Consider the following 16,498-nt stretch of genomic DNA (forward strand, 5'->3'; position numbering starts at 1 on the left):
TCGTGGGTACACCCTACATGCCCGCCAAGGCCGCGGTGAACCATCTCGTTCGCCACATGGCGATGGAGCTCGGCGCCTACAACATCCGCATCAACGCAATCCTGCCCGGGCCGTTCATCACCAACATCGCCGGCGGCCGGCTGCGCAATCCGGCGGACCGCAAGGCCTTCGAGGCCCAGTCGCTCATCGGCCGGATCGGTGACCCTGAAGAGATCAAGGGCCTGGCGCTCTATCTGGCGTCGCCGGCCGCGTCCTACGTGACGGGCTCGCTGATCGTCATCGATGGCGGCTCGCTGCTGAGGATGACCTGAACAAGCTTTGAACTGAGACCGGTCCCGTGGGCCGGAGAAACTTAACCCAGGGAGGAACCGACAATGACCTACTACAACAAACTGGTGAAATCGGGCTTGCGGCCCAGCCGCCGAAGCGTCCTGAAGGGGATTGGAGCCGGCGTTGCCGCCAGCACGCTGGGCATGCCGACCTATCTGCGCGCCGCGACGGCGGGGAAGATCAAGCTCGGCTATCTCAGCCCCACGACCGGGCCGCTCGCCCTGTTTGGTGAAACGGATGGCTACACCTTGCAGAAAATCCGCGCCCTGCTCGGCGGCCAGCTGCAATGTGCCGACGGCAATACTTACGAGATCGAGATCCTCGATCGCGACAGCCAGTCCAATCCGAACAAGGCATCGGAAATCGCCGGCAACCTCATCCTGAACGACGAGGTGCATCTGCTCGTACCGGCCTCGACCACCGACACGATCCTGCCCGCGGCCGAGCAGGCCGAGCTTTATGAGACCCCCTGCATTTCCTCCGGTGCTCCCTGGCAAGCGGTGATCATGCCGCGCGGCGGCGGCAAGCAGACCTTCGGCTGGACCTATCATTTCTTCTGGGGCCTCGACGAGGCGCTGAACACCTTCGTCGGACTCTGGAGCCATCTGGAGACCAACAAGAAGGTCGGCATGCTGTTTCCGCAGAACATCGACGGCGAGACCTGGGGCAACGACGAATATGGCTTGCCAGCGCCGACCCGCAAGGCCGGCTACGAGGTCGTGGTGCCCGGCTATTTCCAGCCCCGCACCAATGATTTTTCCGCACAGATCGCCGAGTTCAAGAAGCAGGGCTGCGAGATCATCGGCGGCATTACCTATCCGGACGATCTGAAGACCTTCGTCACCCAGTGCAACCAGCAGGGCTTCAAGCCGAAGGCGGTCACGGTGGCGGCGGCACTCCTGTTCCCGGGGGGTGTCGAGGCCATGGGTCCTCTAGGCAACGGCATGTCCTCGGAGGTCTGGTGGACACCGGCGTTCCCGTTCAAGTCGTCGCTGACCGGGCAGGTCAGCAGCGACATCGCCAGCCAATGGGAAGTCGATTCGAAGCGGCAGTGGACGCAGCCGCTGGGCTATTCGCATGCCTTGCTCGAGGTCGCGCTCGACATCCTGAAGCGCTCTTCCAATCCGCTCGATCGCACAGCCAACCGAGACGCCCTGGTCGCTACCGATCTGCAGACGCTGGTCGGTCATATCAAGTTCGACGGCTCGCCCCACAAGAACATCTGCAAGACGCCGATCTTCGGCGGCCAGTGGGTGAAGGGCGAGAAATGGCCTTATGACCTGAAGATCGTCGACAACACGGTCAATCAGCTCTTCGCGCCGCAACAGGCTATTCAGCCGATCGCCTGGTGACATGAGCGGGGACGCGGGCAGAGTCATGGGTAGGGAAATCCTGCTGAAAGCGCACGGGGTGTCGAAGTCCTTCGGCGCTGTCCGCGTCCTGCATGACGTGACTTTCGACGTGCATCGGGGCGAGGTGCTGGGCATCCTCGGCCCGAATGGGGCGGGCAAAACGACGCTGTTCAACATGATCAGCGGCGACTTGAAGACGTCCGGCGGCGAGATCCAGCTCGGCGACACCGCACTCCGCGGCGAGCCGCCCTTCCGGCGCTGCCAGATGGGGATCGGGCGGACCTATCAGATCCCGCGTCCCTATTCCGGCATGACCACCTTCGAAAACCTGCTGGTCGCCGCCGCTTTCGGCGGCGGCCGGTCCGAGAAGCAGAGCTATGCTTTCTGCGCCCAGGTCCTGCGCGAGTGCGAACTCTCCGACAAGGCCAATGTCTCGGCCGGCGCTCTCACTCTGCTCGACCGCAAGCGGCTGGAGCTGGCGCGCGCGCTGGCGTCGGATCCGAAGCTGCTGCTGCTGGACGAGATCGCGGGCGGGCTGACCGACGATGAATCGAAGGCGCTGGTGGCGCTGGTGCGCCGCATCCGCGACCGCGGCATCACCATCGTGTGGATCGAGCATGTGCTGCACGCATTGCTGGCGGTAGCCGACCGGCTCTTGGTTCTGAATTTCGGCGAGAAGATCGCGGAAGGCGTGCCCGCCGACGTGATCGCGCTGCCTGAGGTCCAGCGCGTCTACATGGGGATCGAGGGATGACGGCCGTTCTTTCCACCCACGGGCTGTTGGCCCGCTATGGCGACTTCCAGGCGCTCTACGGCGTCGACATCGAGCTGCACCAGGGTGAGGCCGTGGCCTTGATCGGCGCCAACGGGGCCGGAAAATCCACCCTCCTGCGTTCGATCATGGGCCTGCTTCCGGTCGGGCGCGAGATGGTGCTGCTGCACGGTGAGCCGGTCGGCGGCACCGCCACCGACCGCATGGTGCAGAAGGGCGTCGCCATCGTGCCGGAGGGCCGCCGCCTCTTCACCGGCATGTCGGTCGAGGACAATCTGCGCGTCGCCATCGACCAGGCCGCGCGCATGGGCGCCAAGGGCGGATGGACGCTGCCGCGTCTGCACCAGCTGTTCCCGATCCTCAAGGAGAAGGCTCGCACCCAGGTGCAAAGCCTCTCGGGCGGGCAGCAGCAGATGGTGGCGATCGGCCGCGCGCTGCTCTGCCAGCCGCGCGTGCTGCTCTGCGATGAGATCAGCCTTGGTCTCGCGCCCAAGGTGATCCGCGAAATCTATGCCGCCTTGCCCGAAATCCGCGCCACCGGCACGGCGATGATCGTGGTCGAGCAGGATGTCGGCCTCGCCCGGACCGCCACGGACCGCCTCTACTGCATGCTGGAGGGCCGCGTGACCCTGACCGGCAGGTCCGCCGAAATCACGCGCGAGCAGATCGGCAAAGCCTATTTTGGAGCGGGCCATGGAGTGGTTTGACGCCTTGGTGCAGGGGGTCCTGCTGGGCGGCATGTATGCCCAGTATGCACTCGGCATGGCGCTGATGTTCGGCGTCATGCGGATCGTCAACATCAGCCATGGCGATCTGGTGATCCTTTTGTCGCTGATCGGCATCTCGATCGCCACGGCTTGGGGTCTGGGACCGCTGCCGGTGCTGATCGTGCTGGTGCCGCTCGCGGTGCTGATGGGCTGGGTGCTGCAGAAGGCCGTGCTGAACCGCGTGGTGGGCAGCGATCCGCTGCCCTCGCTGATCGCGACCTTCGGACTGTCGATCGCGCTGCAGAACCTGATGCTCCAGATATGGTCCGCGAACAGCCGATCGCTGCCCGGCCATGGGATCGAGAGCCAGTCCATCGAGATCGGCGGCATCTATGTCGGTCTCCTGCCGCTGATCGTGCTGGCCGTTGCCACGGGCCTGACAGGAGGCCTCGACCTGACGCTGAAGCGCACGCGCTTCGGTCGCGCGCTCCGCGCCGCGTCGGCCGATGTCGAGGCGGCGGCGATGACCGGCATCAACCCGCGCGCCGTCTATGCGATGGCGACAGCGGCGGCGGTCGGCATTCTCGGTTTTGCAGCCGTCTTCCAGGCGCTGCGGTCGACTGTTGCTCCGGCCGACGGACCTGCCCAGCTGATCTACGCGTTCGAAGCGGTGATCATCGGCGGCATGGGGACGGTATGGGGCGCCTTCGTCGGCTCGATGGTGCTCGGCATCTCGCAGGCCATCGGCTTCCGCATCGATCCGGGCTTCGGCGTGCTTGCCGGACATATCGTCTTCCTGGTCGTGCTGGCGACCCGCCCACAGGGCCTGTTCGGAAAGGCATTGTCATGAGTGCGATTCCCTATGTGGCAACAACCGAGGTGCCCGAGGTCGTGGTCCAGCGCCAGACCCGGTCCGGTCGCATCGCGATGACGCTGGCGGTGCTGGCCATGATCGCTGTCGCTGTCATGCCGTGGTGGGCTTCGACCGGCACGATCCGGTCGGTTCTGGTGCTGTGCTGCTATATCGCCGTCGCGCAGATGTGGAACCTGCTCGCCGGCTATGCCGGCCTCGTCTCCGTAGGCCAGCACGCCTTCATGGGCGCCGCCGGCTATGCGCTTTTCGTGCTGGCGCAGACCTACGGCATCAATCCGTTTGTGGCGGTCTTCCTGTCGCTCCTGGTGCCGGCCGCGCTGGCCGTGCCGATCTACCTGCTGCTGCATCGCCTGGATGGCCCCTATTTTTCGATCGGCACATGGGTGGTGGCCGAGGTCTTCCGGCTGACCGCCTCGAACCTGCCGCTCGTCAATTCCGGCGCGGGCATGTCGCTTCGCGTGATGAAGGACTATTCGGCCTTCGAGCGGAATGTCGCTATGTCGCTGCTCTGCGCGGGGATGCTGCTCGTCACGCTGGGCGGCAGCTATTGGCTGCTTCGCTCGCGCTTCGGCCTTGCGCTGATCGCCATACGCGACAATCCGGTTGCGGCTGCCAGCCAGGGCGTGAATGTCGTGAAGCTACGCTTCCTGATCTATGTCGCGTCAGCGGTCGGCTGCGGCCTCGCGGGCGCGATCTATTTCATGGCGCAGCTGCGCATCACCCCGGGTTCGGCCTTTGATCCGATGTGGGCGAACGTCGCGATCTTCATCGTCATGGTCGGCGGGATCGGGTCCATCGAGGGCGTTCTGATCGGATCGCTGATCTTCTTCATCGCGGACCGCTGGTTCGGCGAATATGGCGCAACCTATTTCGTCGTCCTCGGCCTGATGACGCTTCTGGTGGCGCTCTACGCCCGGACGGGCATCTGGGGCCTGATCTCGAAGCGGTGGGATGCACCATGGTTCCCGATCCGACGCAAGCTCGTCGACCCCGAACCGCTGACGAGGAGGATTTCATGAAAGCCGCCATCTTCGATAAGGTCGGCGTCCCACTGCGGATCGGCACGGTGCCGGACCCGACGCCAGCCCCGGACGAGGTCGTCTTGCGTGTCGCCGCTTGCGGCATCTGCGGCAGCGATCTGCACATCACCGAGGATCCGGTGCCTTTCGGCATCGAGGCAGGCTTTGTGCTCGGCCATGAATTCTCCGGTGACATCGTCGCGGTCGGATCGGAGGCAAAGGGCCTTCGGATCGGTGACCGGGTCGCTGTCGTGCCGATGCGCGGTTGCGGACACTGCGAGGCCTGCGAGCGCGGCGATCCGGCGCGCTGTCACGAGATGGAGCTGATCGGCGGCGGCTATGCGCAATACGCGACCGTGGCCGCACGCCAATGTCACATCCTGTCCGACGATGTAGCACTCGAGGATGGTGCGTTGGCCGAGCCACTGTCGGTCGCCCTGCATTGCATCGTCCGTTCGGGCATGAAGCCGGGGGATCGGGTCGCCATACTGGGTGCCGGGCCGATCGGACTGCTCGTCGCCTTCTGGGCGCGGCGCATGGGGGCATCGCGTGTCGTGGTGGCCGACATCCACGGCCATCAGCGCGAGCGTGCGCTTGCTCTCGGCGCGACCGGCTTCGCGCTTTCCGGCGAAAAGCTGAGCGAGAACCTCACCGATCTCTGCGGCGGAGCGCCCGACATCGTCTTCGAATGCGTTGGCAAGCGTGGCCTCATCGGCGCGGCGGTCGAGGCGGTCCGGCTGCAGGGCACGGTGGTCGGGGTCGGCCTCTGCATTGGTGGAGACCAGTGGGACCCGTTCGTTGCGCTGACGAAGGAAGTGAACCTGCTGTTTTCGGTCTTCTTCCATCAGCGCAACGAATTCGGCGTCGCCCTCGATGCGCTTCGAGGCGGACCTTTCGCACCGCAAACTCTGGTCACCGACCGGATCGACCTCTCGCCGGTTCCGCAGATATTCGAGAGCCTTCGCCGCCGCACCACGCAATGCAAAGTGCTGATCCAGCCGGACCTTGTTTGAGGAGAGTGAAAAATGGCCGTTCAATTCGAAACGCTCGAATACGATATCGATGGCACGAAAACGGTGGTGATGGCCATCGGTAGAGGCAAGCCCGTGCTGTTCCTGCACGGCGCCTCGACGCTTGAAGGCTTCGACTTTGCCGAGGGCCTCGCGGACCGTTTCCGCGTGCTCTGCCCGAGCCATCCGGGCTTCGGCTTTTCTGGCCCGGCGCCGCATGTCGCTACGATGTCCGACATGGTTTTACACTATCTGAATCTGCTCGATGTTCTCCGTCTGCCGGAGAAGCCTCATCTCATCGGCTTTTCCATGGGCGGCTGGATGGCGACCGAACTCGCTGGCCTTGCGCGCGAGCGTTTCGACAAGGTGGTGCTGATCGCGCCGGCAGGGCTCAACGACCCCGCATATCCGGCCACTGATCTCGGCGCGGTCGCGCCGCAGGAGTTGCCGGCCTATCTGGCGCAAGACGTCTCGGTGGCGCTGCGCTACTTCCCGGATGGTTCCGACGCCGCCTTTGCCGAGGCCTTCGGCGCCGATCGCGCCCGCGAAGGCGAGACGCTCGGCCGGCTGCTGGCGCCGTTCGGCATGGGTCATCCGAACCTGCGGCGCTTTCTGGCGCGCATCGCCAATCCGACACTGGTCGTCTGGGGCACCAGGGACCGTATGCTGCCGGCGGGACAGGCTCCGCTCTTCGTCGAGGCGCTGCCCGACGCACGCCTGATCCTCGTCGAGGACGCCGGCCATTTCGTCATGCAGGAGAAACCCGAAACGCTCAGGAAGATCGGCGATTTCTTCGCCGGCTGATCGCATTTGAAAAGGAGGAGGAGAACACGATGAACAAACCCATCAAGCACAGCTCGTGGGGGACGACCACCGACTATCGCGACTTGCTCAGGAAGATCGCGGAGATCGGACCGGCCCTGGAAGCCAACGCCACCGCCGATGAGGAGAATGGCGAACTGACTGCGGCCACGTTCGAGCTGCTGAAGCCGCTGCGCATGTCGCATATCTTTGCCGCGGAGAGCCTCGGCGGTGCGCAGTTGCGACCCACCGAGGGTCTCGAACTGCTGGCGGCGATCACCTGGCATTCCGGGGCGGCCGGCTGGGTTTCCATGGTGCATTGCTGCATCGGCGCGATGTCGGCTGCCTTTCTGCCGGACAGCGCGGTCGAGCGGCTGTTCGCGCCGGGCTCCGACAACCGTTTCTCGGGACAGGGGGCGCCGCTCGGCATGCTGAAGAAGGTCGACGGTGGCTACCGGCTGAACGGCAAGTGGAGCTATGGCAGCGGCTTCAGCCACGCCACCTATAGCCACAGTGCCGCCTTCGTCGACGACGGCACCGGCAAGCCCGCCAAGGACGATAGGGGCAATGTGATCATCATGTGCGCCCATGCGCCGATCTCCCAGCACAAGCAGCTCGGCAATTGGGACGTTCTGGGCCTCGGAGGCACCGGCAGCATCGACTATGCGGCCGAGGACGTCTTCATCGCCGACGATCTCGTCTTCCCGATCCTGACCGCACCGCCGCTGCGCCAGAAGGAGTTCTTCAGTCTCGGTGTCGTCGGCCTCGCCGCCATCGGTCATACCGGCTGGGCACTCGGCACCGGGCGGCGGATGCTGGACGAGATCGCCAAGTTCGCCCGCAGCAAGTCAGGCCGCGCCGGGTTGATCGGCGAGAGCGAGAAATTCTGGCACGACTATGGCCGCGCCGAAGCCCGCTATCGCGCTGCCCGCGCCTTCATCTTCGAAGTCTGGCGCGACATCGAGATGACGGTCGAAGCCGGCAACAGCATGTCGACGCGTCAGATCAGCCTTGTCCATCTGGCCAAATCCGAGATTCACGAGGTTGGCGTCGACATCTGCAACTTCGCCTACCGCGCGGGCGGCGGTGCGTCGCTGCGCGCCGGTGTGATCCAGCGCACCTTCCGCGAGATGATGGTGGCGGCCAACCATTTCACGATCGCGCCATCGATCGTCACCTCGGCCGGCCGCGACATCGGCGGGGTGTGGAGCGATCGCACCTGGCAGTTCTACGATCTGATCGAGAAGAAGTAGTCGCAAGGGCCGGACGGCGGACCCATCCGGCCCCATTTCATGCTGCAGAAGAGAGACGTCGATGAGCTTCCCGCATCCGATGACCAACGCCTTCCGCGAAGCCTTTCGCCACCATCCGGCCGGTGTTGCCGTGATCACGGCCGATCCCGGCGACAGACCGGTGGCGATGACCGTGTCCTCGCTGATCTCTGTAAGTGCTGCGCCACCGGTCGTCGCCTTCTCGCTGTCGATGAAATCGACCTCGTCCGAACCCTTGCTGCGGGCGCAGACCATGGTGATCCACCTGCTGCGCTACACCGATATCGACCTGGCGCAGCTCTGCGCGTCGAGCGGCGCGGAACGCTTCCCGCCGGGAGGCGCCTGGGCTCGGCTGCCCACGGGCGAACCGCGCTATACCGGCGTCTCGACCTGGTTCCGCGCCCGCCGGCTCGGCGTCCTGCCGATCGAGGGCGCGACACTGGTGGCGGCCGAACTCCTTGACGGCGAGGTGCAGCCGGACGAGATCCCCCCTGAGGCGCATTCGCTGGTCTACCTCGACCGTCGCTGGCATCGCCTGCACAAGGAACTGGACGGCGTGGCTGAACTTCTTGAGTCGTCGCGTTTTCTTTGAACGGTGCCGGCTGTCCGGCCGCTGCGCACGGAATTCGCTAAGCCAGTCAAACGCGTTCGAGCGTCAGTCGCACCGTCCCCCTGGCCCGCCGTGCAGGGTTGAGGGCCATCCAGCCAGTTGGGCACTGGTCGGAGCTTCGTCCCGCATCGGATGCATGTCTCAGCTTACGTTAGACATTTCTACAAAATATATCACATGTTGACGTTAATTTAACAGGCTACTATGGTCTGTTTACCGCATCGGATGCGGCGCTTTGGTATCACCGTTGCTCGTTGATTGTCGTCATGTCCGTCATCCTTATCCCAACCTGCAGGATTGCCTTGCAGCGCCCTTCACCAGTTGCTGAAAACGGCGGCGCCCATGCCCAGTTTGCTCGGAATCGATAACGGTCTCACGGTCACCAAGGCGGTGATCTTCGATGCCGATGGCACGCAGTTGTCGGTGGCGCGTCGGCGGGTTCCGCAATCGATGCCCCATGCGCGCTGGGTGGAGCGCGACATGGCCGGCCTCTGGCAAGCGACCGCCGACGCAATCAAGGAGGCGATCGCGCTATGTGGCCGCCCGGCGGACGACATCAGGGCGGTGGCGGCAACCGCGCATGGCGACGGTCTCTATTTGCTCGACAAGGATCGTCGGCCGCTGGGGCCTGGAATCCTGTCGCTCGATAGCCGCGCCGGCAAGATTGTCGAGCGATGGTCGGCGGACCGGGTCTTCGAAGAGGCGCTAGCGCGAACAGGCCAGGCGCCCCACGTCTCGGCGCCGTCGGCGCTGCTCGCCTGGATCAGGGAGCACGAACCGGCCCGCTATGGGCGTATCGGGCATATACTGGCCTGCAAGGACTGGCTGCGCTTTTGCCTGACCGGCAAGATCGGCACCGACCGTACCGAGGCCAGCACCTCATTCACGGATTTCCGCACGCAAGCCTTCGCGCCGGAAGCGTTGCGAATCTTCGGATTGGACGATGTTTTCGACGCGCTGCCGCCGATGGCGCACTCCGCCGCGATCGTCGGCCATGTCACCGCCGAGGCAGCCGAAATGACCGGCCTTGCCAAGGGAACACCGGTCGCGTGCGGACTGCATGACGTGACTGCCTCCGCACTTGGCATGGGCGGCCATGAGGAGGGCGTGCTCGCCATCGTCGCCGGAACCTATTCCATCAACGAAGTCGTCTCTTCGCAACCACGCGTCGACCCGCGTTGGCTCTGTCGCAACGCCATCGACGCAGGCCGCTGGAACAACATGGCGATCTCGCCGGCCTCGACCGCGAACTACGACTGGTTTCTCGACACGTTCTGCCGCTCGGAGCAGGAAAAGGCATCGATCGATGGCGACTCGATCCACGAGCTTCTGGCAGCAGAGATCGACGCGGCGCTGAAGAAGCCCTCGACCATCCTGTTTCATCCCTATCTGTTCGGCTCTCCTTATGGCGATGTTGCCAGCGGCGGCTTTGTCGGCCTGCACGGCTGGCACAATCGCGGCGATATGCTGAAGGCGGTTCTGGAGGGCATTGCCTTCAATCACCGCACCCATGTCGAAGCCTTGCGCGACGGCTTTGCCATCAGCGAGATCCGCCTGACCGGCGGCGGTTCGCGCAATCCGGCCTTCGTTCAGATGTTTGCCGACGTGCTGAACGCCCCGGTCATCGTCACCTCGACCGACGAGGCCGCGGCCTTTGGCGCTGCCCTTTGCGCGGGGGCGGCGGTTGGCATCTTCGCGACGCCGCAACAGGGCGCCAGGCAGGTCGGGATGACGGCGCGCCAATACGAGCCTGACCAAGCCTCGAGTGCTGTGTTCAACGAGCGCTTTTCCCTCTATGGCCGCATAGCCGGTGCGCTCGAACCGCATTGGCCCGACATCGAGAAGCTGGGCCGGCCAGACACTGGGGGAACCGCATGATCAAGGCCGACGAACGACGCGAAGAGATCGCCGACTATGTGATCAAGCTCGGCCAGGTGCGCATCGACGATCTGGTCGAGCATTTCGGCGTGTCGCGCATGACCGTCCACCGGCATATCGACCGGCTGGCGCAGCAGGGCGTGCTGCGCAAGCTGCACGGTGCGGTGACGGTTCAGCCTTCCGGCCTCTACGAAAGCGCCTTCCGCTACCGTGTGACGGTCAACCGGGCCGAGAAGGATGCGCTGGCGCGGGCAGCACTCGATTATGTCGAAGCCGGCCAGGTGGTGATGCTGGACGATTCCTCGACGGCAAACGCCGTCGCGGCACTGCTGCTCGACGTCAAGCCGCTGACCGTCATCACCAACTCCGTAGCGACGGCATCACTGCTGATCAATGTCGACGAACTCGACTTCATCTGTCTCGGCGGCCAGTACCACGGCACCTACAACGCCTATATCGGTATCGTCTGCGAGAACGCCGTGGCGCAGCTGCGCGCCAATGTGCTGATCTGTTCGGCTTCGGCCATCACCGGAACCACGGCCTTCATCCAGGATCCCAATGTCGTGCGGGTCAAGCAGGCGATGATGGCCGCATCGGCCAAGCGTATCCTTCTGATCGACCATGCCAAGTTCGACAGGATCGCGCTGCATGTCTTCGACGATCTGACCAGCTTCGATGTCGTGCTGGCGACCGAAGGCCTGGGCGATGCGCGGGCGCAAGCTCTCGAACGGGCCGGCGTGAAGCTGCGCATCGTCAAGACGAGAGCGTCATGAGCTCAAGCGAAGCAACATTTACGGAAAATCCCGCCGGGCGTTTGGCCGCCATGGCCGGAACCGGCGAGGTCGACGTCGTCATTCTTGGCGCCGGCATTAACGGGGCAGGGCTGTTTCGCGACCTGTGCGCGCAAGGCGTCAGCTGTCTGATCGTCGACAAGGCGGATTTCGGCTCGGGCACCAGTGCCGCGCCGTCGCGGCTCATTCACGGTGGCCTGAAATATCTCGAAACCGGCGAGTTCGGGCTGGTCGCACAGTCGACACTTGAACGCAATCTGCTTTTGAAGAACGCGCCGCACTATGTCAGCCCGCTGCCGACCGTCATCCCGATCTTTTCCTGGAGCAAGGGCATGTTGGCGGCCTTGCGGACGCTGTTCGGCTCGACCAGCGCACCGCGCAGCCGCGGCGCCATCCTGATCAAGATCGGCCTGATGATCTATGATTTCTACGGCTCGCGAAACCAGGTCATGCCGCGCCACCGCATGGTCGGGCGGCGCCAGGCGCTCAGCGGGATGCCGGCGCTCAATCCTTCGATCGTCGCCACCGGCACCTACTACGACGCCAAGATAAGCCACCCCGAAAGGCTCGTGCTTGAACTGATCCTCGATGGGCGGCAGGCAAACGCGGCCTCGGCCAGCGCGAACTATACGGCGCTGGTCAAGTCCGCCGATGGGGTACTGACCTTCCAGCCGGAAAACGGCGCGGCCTTTTCGGTGCGGCCGAAGCTGGTGGTCAACGCCGCCGGTCCGTGGATCGACGATGTCAACGAATTGCTTGGCGCGCCGTCGAAGATGATCGGCGGCACCAAGGGCTCGCACGTCCTGCTCAAGCATGACGAACTGGTCAAAAGCCTGGCCGGGCGCATGCTCTATTTCGAAGCCGATGACGGCCGCATCTGCCTCATCTACGATTATCTCGGCCTGGCGCTGGTCGGCTCCACCGACATCAAGGCCGACAATCCCGACGCGGTGCGCTGCGAGCCCGACGAAGTCGAGTACCTGCTCGACAGCGTGCGGACTCTGCTGCCGGGAATGGCGTTCGAGCGCGACCAGATCGTCTACGCCTATAGCGGCATCAGGCCGCTGCCGGCCTCCGATGCATCGCTGCCCGGGCTGATCAGCCGTGACCACTCCGCGCCGGTCGCCGAGCCGGATCGGAACAGACCTTTCGCGGTCATCTCGCTGGTCGGCGGCAAGTGGACGACCTTTCGCGGCTTTGCCGAGGAAGTCGCCGACACCGTGCTCGGCCGCCTGCAGCACAGCCGCAAGGTGACGACGCAAGCCATGCCGATCGGCGGCGGCAGGGATTTCCCGACCAATGCCGCAGCGCGAGCAAGTTGGCTGGCTCTGGCTCGCTCGAAGACGGGCGCTGAGGAACGGCGTCTCGATGCGCTGCTGTCGCGATACGGCACCAGAGCCACGCAGATCGCCACGCATGGGTCGGGCGATGAGGGTCGGCTGCCGGATTCAGAAAGCTACAGCAAATCGGAAATCGACTACATCGTCCGCAACGAGTTCGTCGAACATCTGGCCGACATCGTCATGCGCCGCAGCACCTTGGCGATATCAGGCTCCCTGACAGGCCGCGACCTGCAGGCGATTGCGGCGATTGCCGGACAGGCGCTGGGCTGGAGCGCCGGGCGCCTTGCAAGGGAAGTCGAGGCCGCAATTGTGGAACTCGAGGACCGGAACCTGATGCGGCTGGGTTGATCAGTCCGTCACCGATGCTCTTCACAAGGCAATCCGGTTGGTTTGCCCATGGATGCGCCGCATCCGCAAATCGCCCAACTCACAGGCGGATTGGGATTTTGCCGATATTAGATATTATCCCTGAAAAACAGCTAGTTAGAAGAAAATCTGGATAGCCGATGGCCATGCAATTCTGCTGGCTTAGGCGTGAGGTAACATAGATTGACGTTAAATTAACACAACTGTATGATCGAGTAACATGCTCACCTCCTAATAGGTCGATGTTGCCCGCCGAATGCCGGCAGACCGGCGTTTCGGGAAGGGCGAGACCTGTGAATTGCCCGCATGTGCATGCGCCCAACCCGGCGGGGGATTGACAGCGATGCAGGGATGTGAAAATTTTTGCACACAAAGATAATAATATCATCTCAGGGAGGAGATGGCTTGAAATCCGGCGGAACCGCTAACCGCGATCATGAGTCCAGCCTCGCCACCCGCGCGGCCTGGCTTCACTATGCCGGGGGTCTGACGCAGGCCCAGGTGGCCAAGCGGCTCGGCCTGACCAGCCTCAAGGCGCATCGGCTCATCACGCGGGCCACCCAGGATGGCCTGGTCAGGGTGATCATCGACGGCGACGTCGGCGAATGCATCGACCTCGAGCAGCAGCTGATCAATGCTTACGGGCTCGATTACTGCGAGGTCGTTCCGGATCTCGATCAGGACGAGCTGCCGCTGAAGGCGCTTGGCATCGCCGGCGCTCAGTTTCTGAAGCGGGAGATCGATCGCGGCGAGGACATGCTGATCGGCGTCGGCCACGGCCGTACCCTTGCCGCAAGCGTCGAGTATCTGACGCGCACCGCCGCCGCCCATATCCGTTTCGTCTCGCTGCTTGGCGGTGTGACGCGCAAGTTCGCGGCCAACCCGCACGACGTCATGCATCGGCTGGCCGAGCGGACCGGCGCGCAGGCCTATGTGATGCCGGTGCCTTTTGTCGCCAACACCGCGGAGGACCGTGAGGTGCTGCTTGGGCAGCGCGGCATCAGCGATGTCTTCGACCTCGCAAGCCGGTCCGACCTGATGTTCGTCGGCATAGGGACCGCCGAGCGGGAAGCTTCGCTGGTCGCCACCGGCATGATCGAACATTCCGAAATCGATGAGGTCAAACGCGATGGCGGCGTCGGCGAGCTGCTCGCCCACTTCTTCGACGACCAGGGACGCCCAGTGGAAACGGCGCTGTCGGAAAGAATCCTGGCACTCCCGCGGGACCAGTTGAAGGGCCGCCGGATCGTCGCCGTCGCCGGCGGCAAAGTGAAAATACGCGCTATCAAAGCGGTGCTCGAAAGCCGCTATCTGAGCGGCCTGATCACCGACGAATCCACCGCTCGTGCCCTTGTCGAACAGAACAAACCCAATGGCGCGAAGCGCCATATGAACGGAGGATCGCCAAATGCGTGACAAGCGCGGATCAGCCTTGCTGGCGGTTGCGTCATGAGCGCGAAAGCCGCCACTGCATCGACCAGGCCTGCCTCGCCCGCCCTGCGTCGGGCACTTGCCAGCGCCGCGGTTGTCGTCCTGCTCGGCGCCATGGCGCTCGATACCAACGTGGTCAGGATAGGGTCGGCAGGCGACGTTCGCAGCGCCGTGTTTTCCGCCGCTGACTACGGCAAGTCGGAATTTCCCAAGGTGCAGGCCGATGTCGAGGCACGCGCCGCCGACGCGGTGACGGTGGCGACGGCGATTGCCAAGGACAGGGCAACGGCGGAAAAGGAATACGGTGTGCCTGCGGGCGTCGGACCGGTCATTTCAGTCAAGTTCACCGGCGTCGTCGGCGAAGGAAAATCTGGCATCTACAAGGTCGCCGTCGACGGCGTGCCAGATACGTTGATGATCCGCGTGCAGACGGGACCGGCAATCAACGGGACGGAACTGCGTGACGCCACGGGCAAGATCACATTCGGCCAGTTCACCAACCAGATTGAGTACCAGGACGCCGGTTCGGCGCTGAACAATGAGATGAAGAAGGAAGTCCTGGCCAAGGTCGATACGAGCACCTTGACCGGCAAGACCATATCGGTGGTCGGCGCATTCAAGCTGGTCAACCCGAAGAGCTGGCTCGTCACCCCCGTGAGGCTGGACGTCAAATGAAACCGACTGCCGACACCGGACCCGCGACTGGCGACGCCGTGCTTTCGGCGCGCAACATCGTCATGTCGTATGGCGGCGTCCATGCGCTCAAGGGCGTCAATTTCGACATCCATCGCGGCAAGGTCACCACGCTGTTCGGAGAGAATGGCGCCGGCAAGTCGACGCTGATGAAGATCCTCTCCGGCGTGGTCACGCCGACATCCGGCGACATCGTGCTCGACGGCAATCTCGTCAGCTTTTCTTCGTCCTCGGACGCGCGCGATCGCGGCATCTCGATCATCCACCAGGAACTCAGCCTGGCGCCCAACCTCAGCGTTCGCGACAACATCTTCATGGGCCGCGAACTGCGCACCAGGACCGGCCTCGACTTCGCCGAGGAGCAACGCCAGGCGCGCGCTCTGATGGCTGATCTCGAGGAGGACATCGATCCGATGACCCTGGTCGAGGATCTGCGCCTCGGCCAACAGCAGATCGTCGAGATCGCCCGGGCACTGTCGGTCGATTCGCGCATCCTCATCATGGACGAGCCGACCTCCGCGCTCAGCGCAACCGAGGTGGAAGTTCTGTTCAAGGTGATCCGCGATCTGACCAGCCGCGGCGTCTCCATCGTCTACATATCGCATCACCTCGAAGAGGCGCTGCAGATCACCGACTATGCCGTTGTCCTGCGCGATGGCGCGATTACCGCGACGGCCGAAGCCCGGGATATCGATCTCGAATGGATCGTGCGCAACATGGTCGGCGAGAATTTCGATCTCGGCTCGCCGCCGACCGGCCATGAATTCGGCGAAGTCGCCCTATCGATCGAGGATGTCAGCGTCGTCGACACTTCGGGCTCAGGTTATTCCGTCGTCGATCACCTGTCGCTGGACGTGCGAGCAGGCGAGATCGTCTGCATCTACGGGCTGATGGGTGCCGGGCGCACGGAATTGCTGGAGGCCGTCGCCGGACGAGTGCCGATGGCGGGCGGGCGGGCGCTGCTGGAAGGCGAGGACGTCTCGGGGCTGAGCATTGCCCAGCGTATCTCCAGAGGGCTTGTGCTGGTCCCCGAGGACCGGCAGCGCGACGGGCTGGTGCAGACGATGACCGTCGGTCGTAATCTTTCGCTCGCCAGCATCGAAGCGTTCGCCAGGGGCCTGTTTCTGTCTCGTTCCAGAGAGCGAGAGCTGGTCGAAGACTCGATCCGCAAGGTGACCGTCAAGACCGCTGGCGGCAACGCCATGATCGGATCGCTGTCGGGCGGCAATCAGCAGAAGGTCGTCATCGGC

At 64.0% G+C, this 16,498-nt stretch carries 16 protein-coding genes; all 16 read left to right on the forward strand.

What is annotated here, in order from left to right; all coding sequences use genetic code 11:
- A partial coding sequence (locus EN884_RS03850; protein WP_128360476.1) for an SDR family oxidoreductase occupies positions 1-311 on the forward strand: 311 nt, incomplete at its 5' end.
- 63 nt (positions 312-374) lie between these two features.
- Positions 375-1,682, forward strand: a complete 1,308-nt coding sequence (locus EN884_RS03855; RefSeq protein WP_063167504.1) for an ABC transporter substrate-binding protein — start codon at positions 375-377, stop codon at positions 1,680-1,682.
- A gap of 25 nt (positions 1,683-1,707) precedes the next feature.
- Positions 1,708-2,436, forward strand: a complete 729-nt coding sequence (locus EN884_RS03860) for an ABC transporter ATP-binding protein (protein WP_063167505.1) — start codon at positions 1,708-1,710, stop codon at positions 2,434-2,436.
- On the forward strand, positions 2,433-3,161 hold the full coding sequence (locus tag EN884_RS03865; protein WP_013533086.1) for an ABC transporter ATP-binding protein: 729 nt from the start codon (positions 2,433-2,435) through the stop codon (positions 3,159-3,161). Before EN884_RS03860 ends, EN884_RS03865 begins: the two co-directional genes overlap by 4 nt.
- Positions 3,148-4,011 carry a branched-chain amino acid ABC transporter permease gene (locus tag EN884_RS03870; RefSeq protein WP_013533085.1) on the forward strand — a complete coding sequence of 288 codons (864 nt, stop codon included), beginning with the start codon at positions 3,148-3,150 and terminating at the stop codon, positions 4,009-4,011. The genes EN884_RS03865 and EN884_RS03870 overlap by 14 nt, the downstream gene beginning before the upstream one ends.
- Positions 4,008-5,054: a branched-chain amino acid ABC transporter permease gene (locus EN884_RS03875; RefSeq protein WP_063167506.1), complete on the forward strand. Its 1,047-nt coding sequence runs from the start codon at positions 4,008-4,010 to the stop codon at positions 5,052-5,054. Before EN884_RS03870 ends, EN884_RS03875 begins: the two co-directional genes overlap by 4 nt.
- On the forward strand, positions 5,051-6,067 hold the full coding sequence (locus EN884_RS03880) for an alcohol dehydrogenase catalytic domain-containing protein (RefSeq protein ID WP_063167507.1): 1,017 nt from the start codon (positions 5,051-5,053) through the stop codon (positions 6,065-6,067). The genes EN884_RS03875 and EN884_RS03880 overlap by 4 nt, the downstream gene beginning before the upstream one ends.
- 12 nt (positions 6,068-6,079) lie before the next feature.
- Positions 6,080-6,868: an alpha/beta hydrolase gene (locus EN884_RS03885; protein ID WP_063167508.1), complete on the forward strand. Its 789-nt coding sequence runs from the start codon at positions 6,080-6,082 to the stop codon at positions 6,866-6,868.
- A 29-nt stretch (positions 6,869-6,897) separates the two neighbouring features.
- Positions 6,898-8,118, forward strand: a complete 1,221-nt coding sequence (locus tag EN884_RS03890; protein ID WP_063167509.1) for an acyl-CoA dehydrogenase — start codon at positions 6,898-6,900, stop codon at positions 8,116-8,118.
- Positions 8,119-8,179: 61 nt separating this feature from the next.
- A complete protein-coding gene (locus tag EN884_RS03895; RefSeq protein ID WP_013533080.1) occupies positions 8,180-8,728 on the forward strand; it encodes a flavin reductase family protein in 549 nt (182 codons plus the stop codon).
- Between the two features lie 360 nt (positions 8,729-9,088).
- Positions 9,089-10,624 (forward strand): FGGY-family carbohydrate kinase, encoded by a 1,536-nt coding sequence (locus tag EN884_RS03900; RefSeq protein ID WP_063167510.1) that lies wholly within the window; start codon positions 9,089-9,091, stop codon positions 10,622-10,624.
- Positions 10,621-11,397 carry a DeoR/GlpR family DNA-binding transcription regulator gene (locus EN884_RS03905; RefSeq protein ID WP_063167511.1) on the forward strand — a complete coding sequence of 259 codons (777 nt, stop codon included), beginning with the start codon at positions 10,621-10,623 and terminating at the stop codon, positions 11,395-11,397. The genes EN884_RS03900 and EN884_RS03905 overlap by 4 nt, the downstream gene beginning before the upstream one ends.
- 50 nt (positions 11,398-11,447) lie before the next feature.
- Positions 11,448-13,106: a glycerol-3-phosphate dehydrogenase/oxidase gene (locus EN884_RS03910; RefSeq protein WP_164747145.1), complete on the forward strand. Its 1,659-nt coding sequence runs from the start codon at positions 11,448-11,450 to the stop codon at positions 13,104-13,106.
- Between the two features lie 423 nt (positions 13,107-13,529).
- Positions 13,530-14,540, forward strand: a complete 1,011-nt coding sequence (locus tag EN884_RS03915) for a sugar-binding transcriptional regulator (protein WP_027163951.1) — start codon at positions 13,530-13,532, stop codon at positions 14,538-14,540.
- Positions 14,541-14,573: 33 nt separating this feature from the next.
- Complete coding sequence (locus tag EN884_RS03920) at positions 14,574-15,230, forward strand: DUF2291 domain-containing protein (protein ID WP_063167513.1); 657 nt, start codon at positions 14,574-14,576, stop codon at positions 15,228-15,230.
- Positions 15,227-16,498: sugar ABC transporter ATP-binding protein (locus EN884_RS03925; protein WP_164894920.1), on the forward strand; the 1,272-nt coding region annotated here is incomplete at its 3' end. The genes EN884_RS03920 and EN884_RS03925, both read left to right, overlap by 4 nt.

Origin of the sequence: Mesorhizobium sp. M7A.F.Ca.AU.001.01.1.1 (genome assembly GCF_004022735.1) — a bacterium.
Taxonomy (GTDB): Bacteria; Pseudomonadota; Alphaproteobacteria; order Rhizobiales; family Rhizobiaceae; genus Mesorhizobium; species Mesorhizobium ciceri.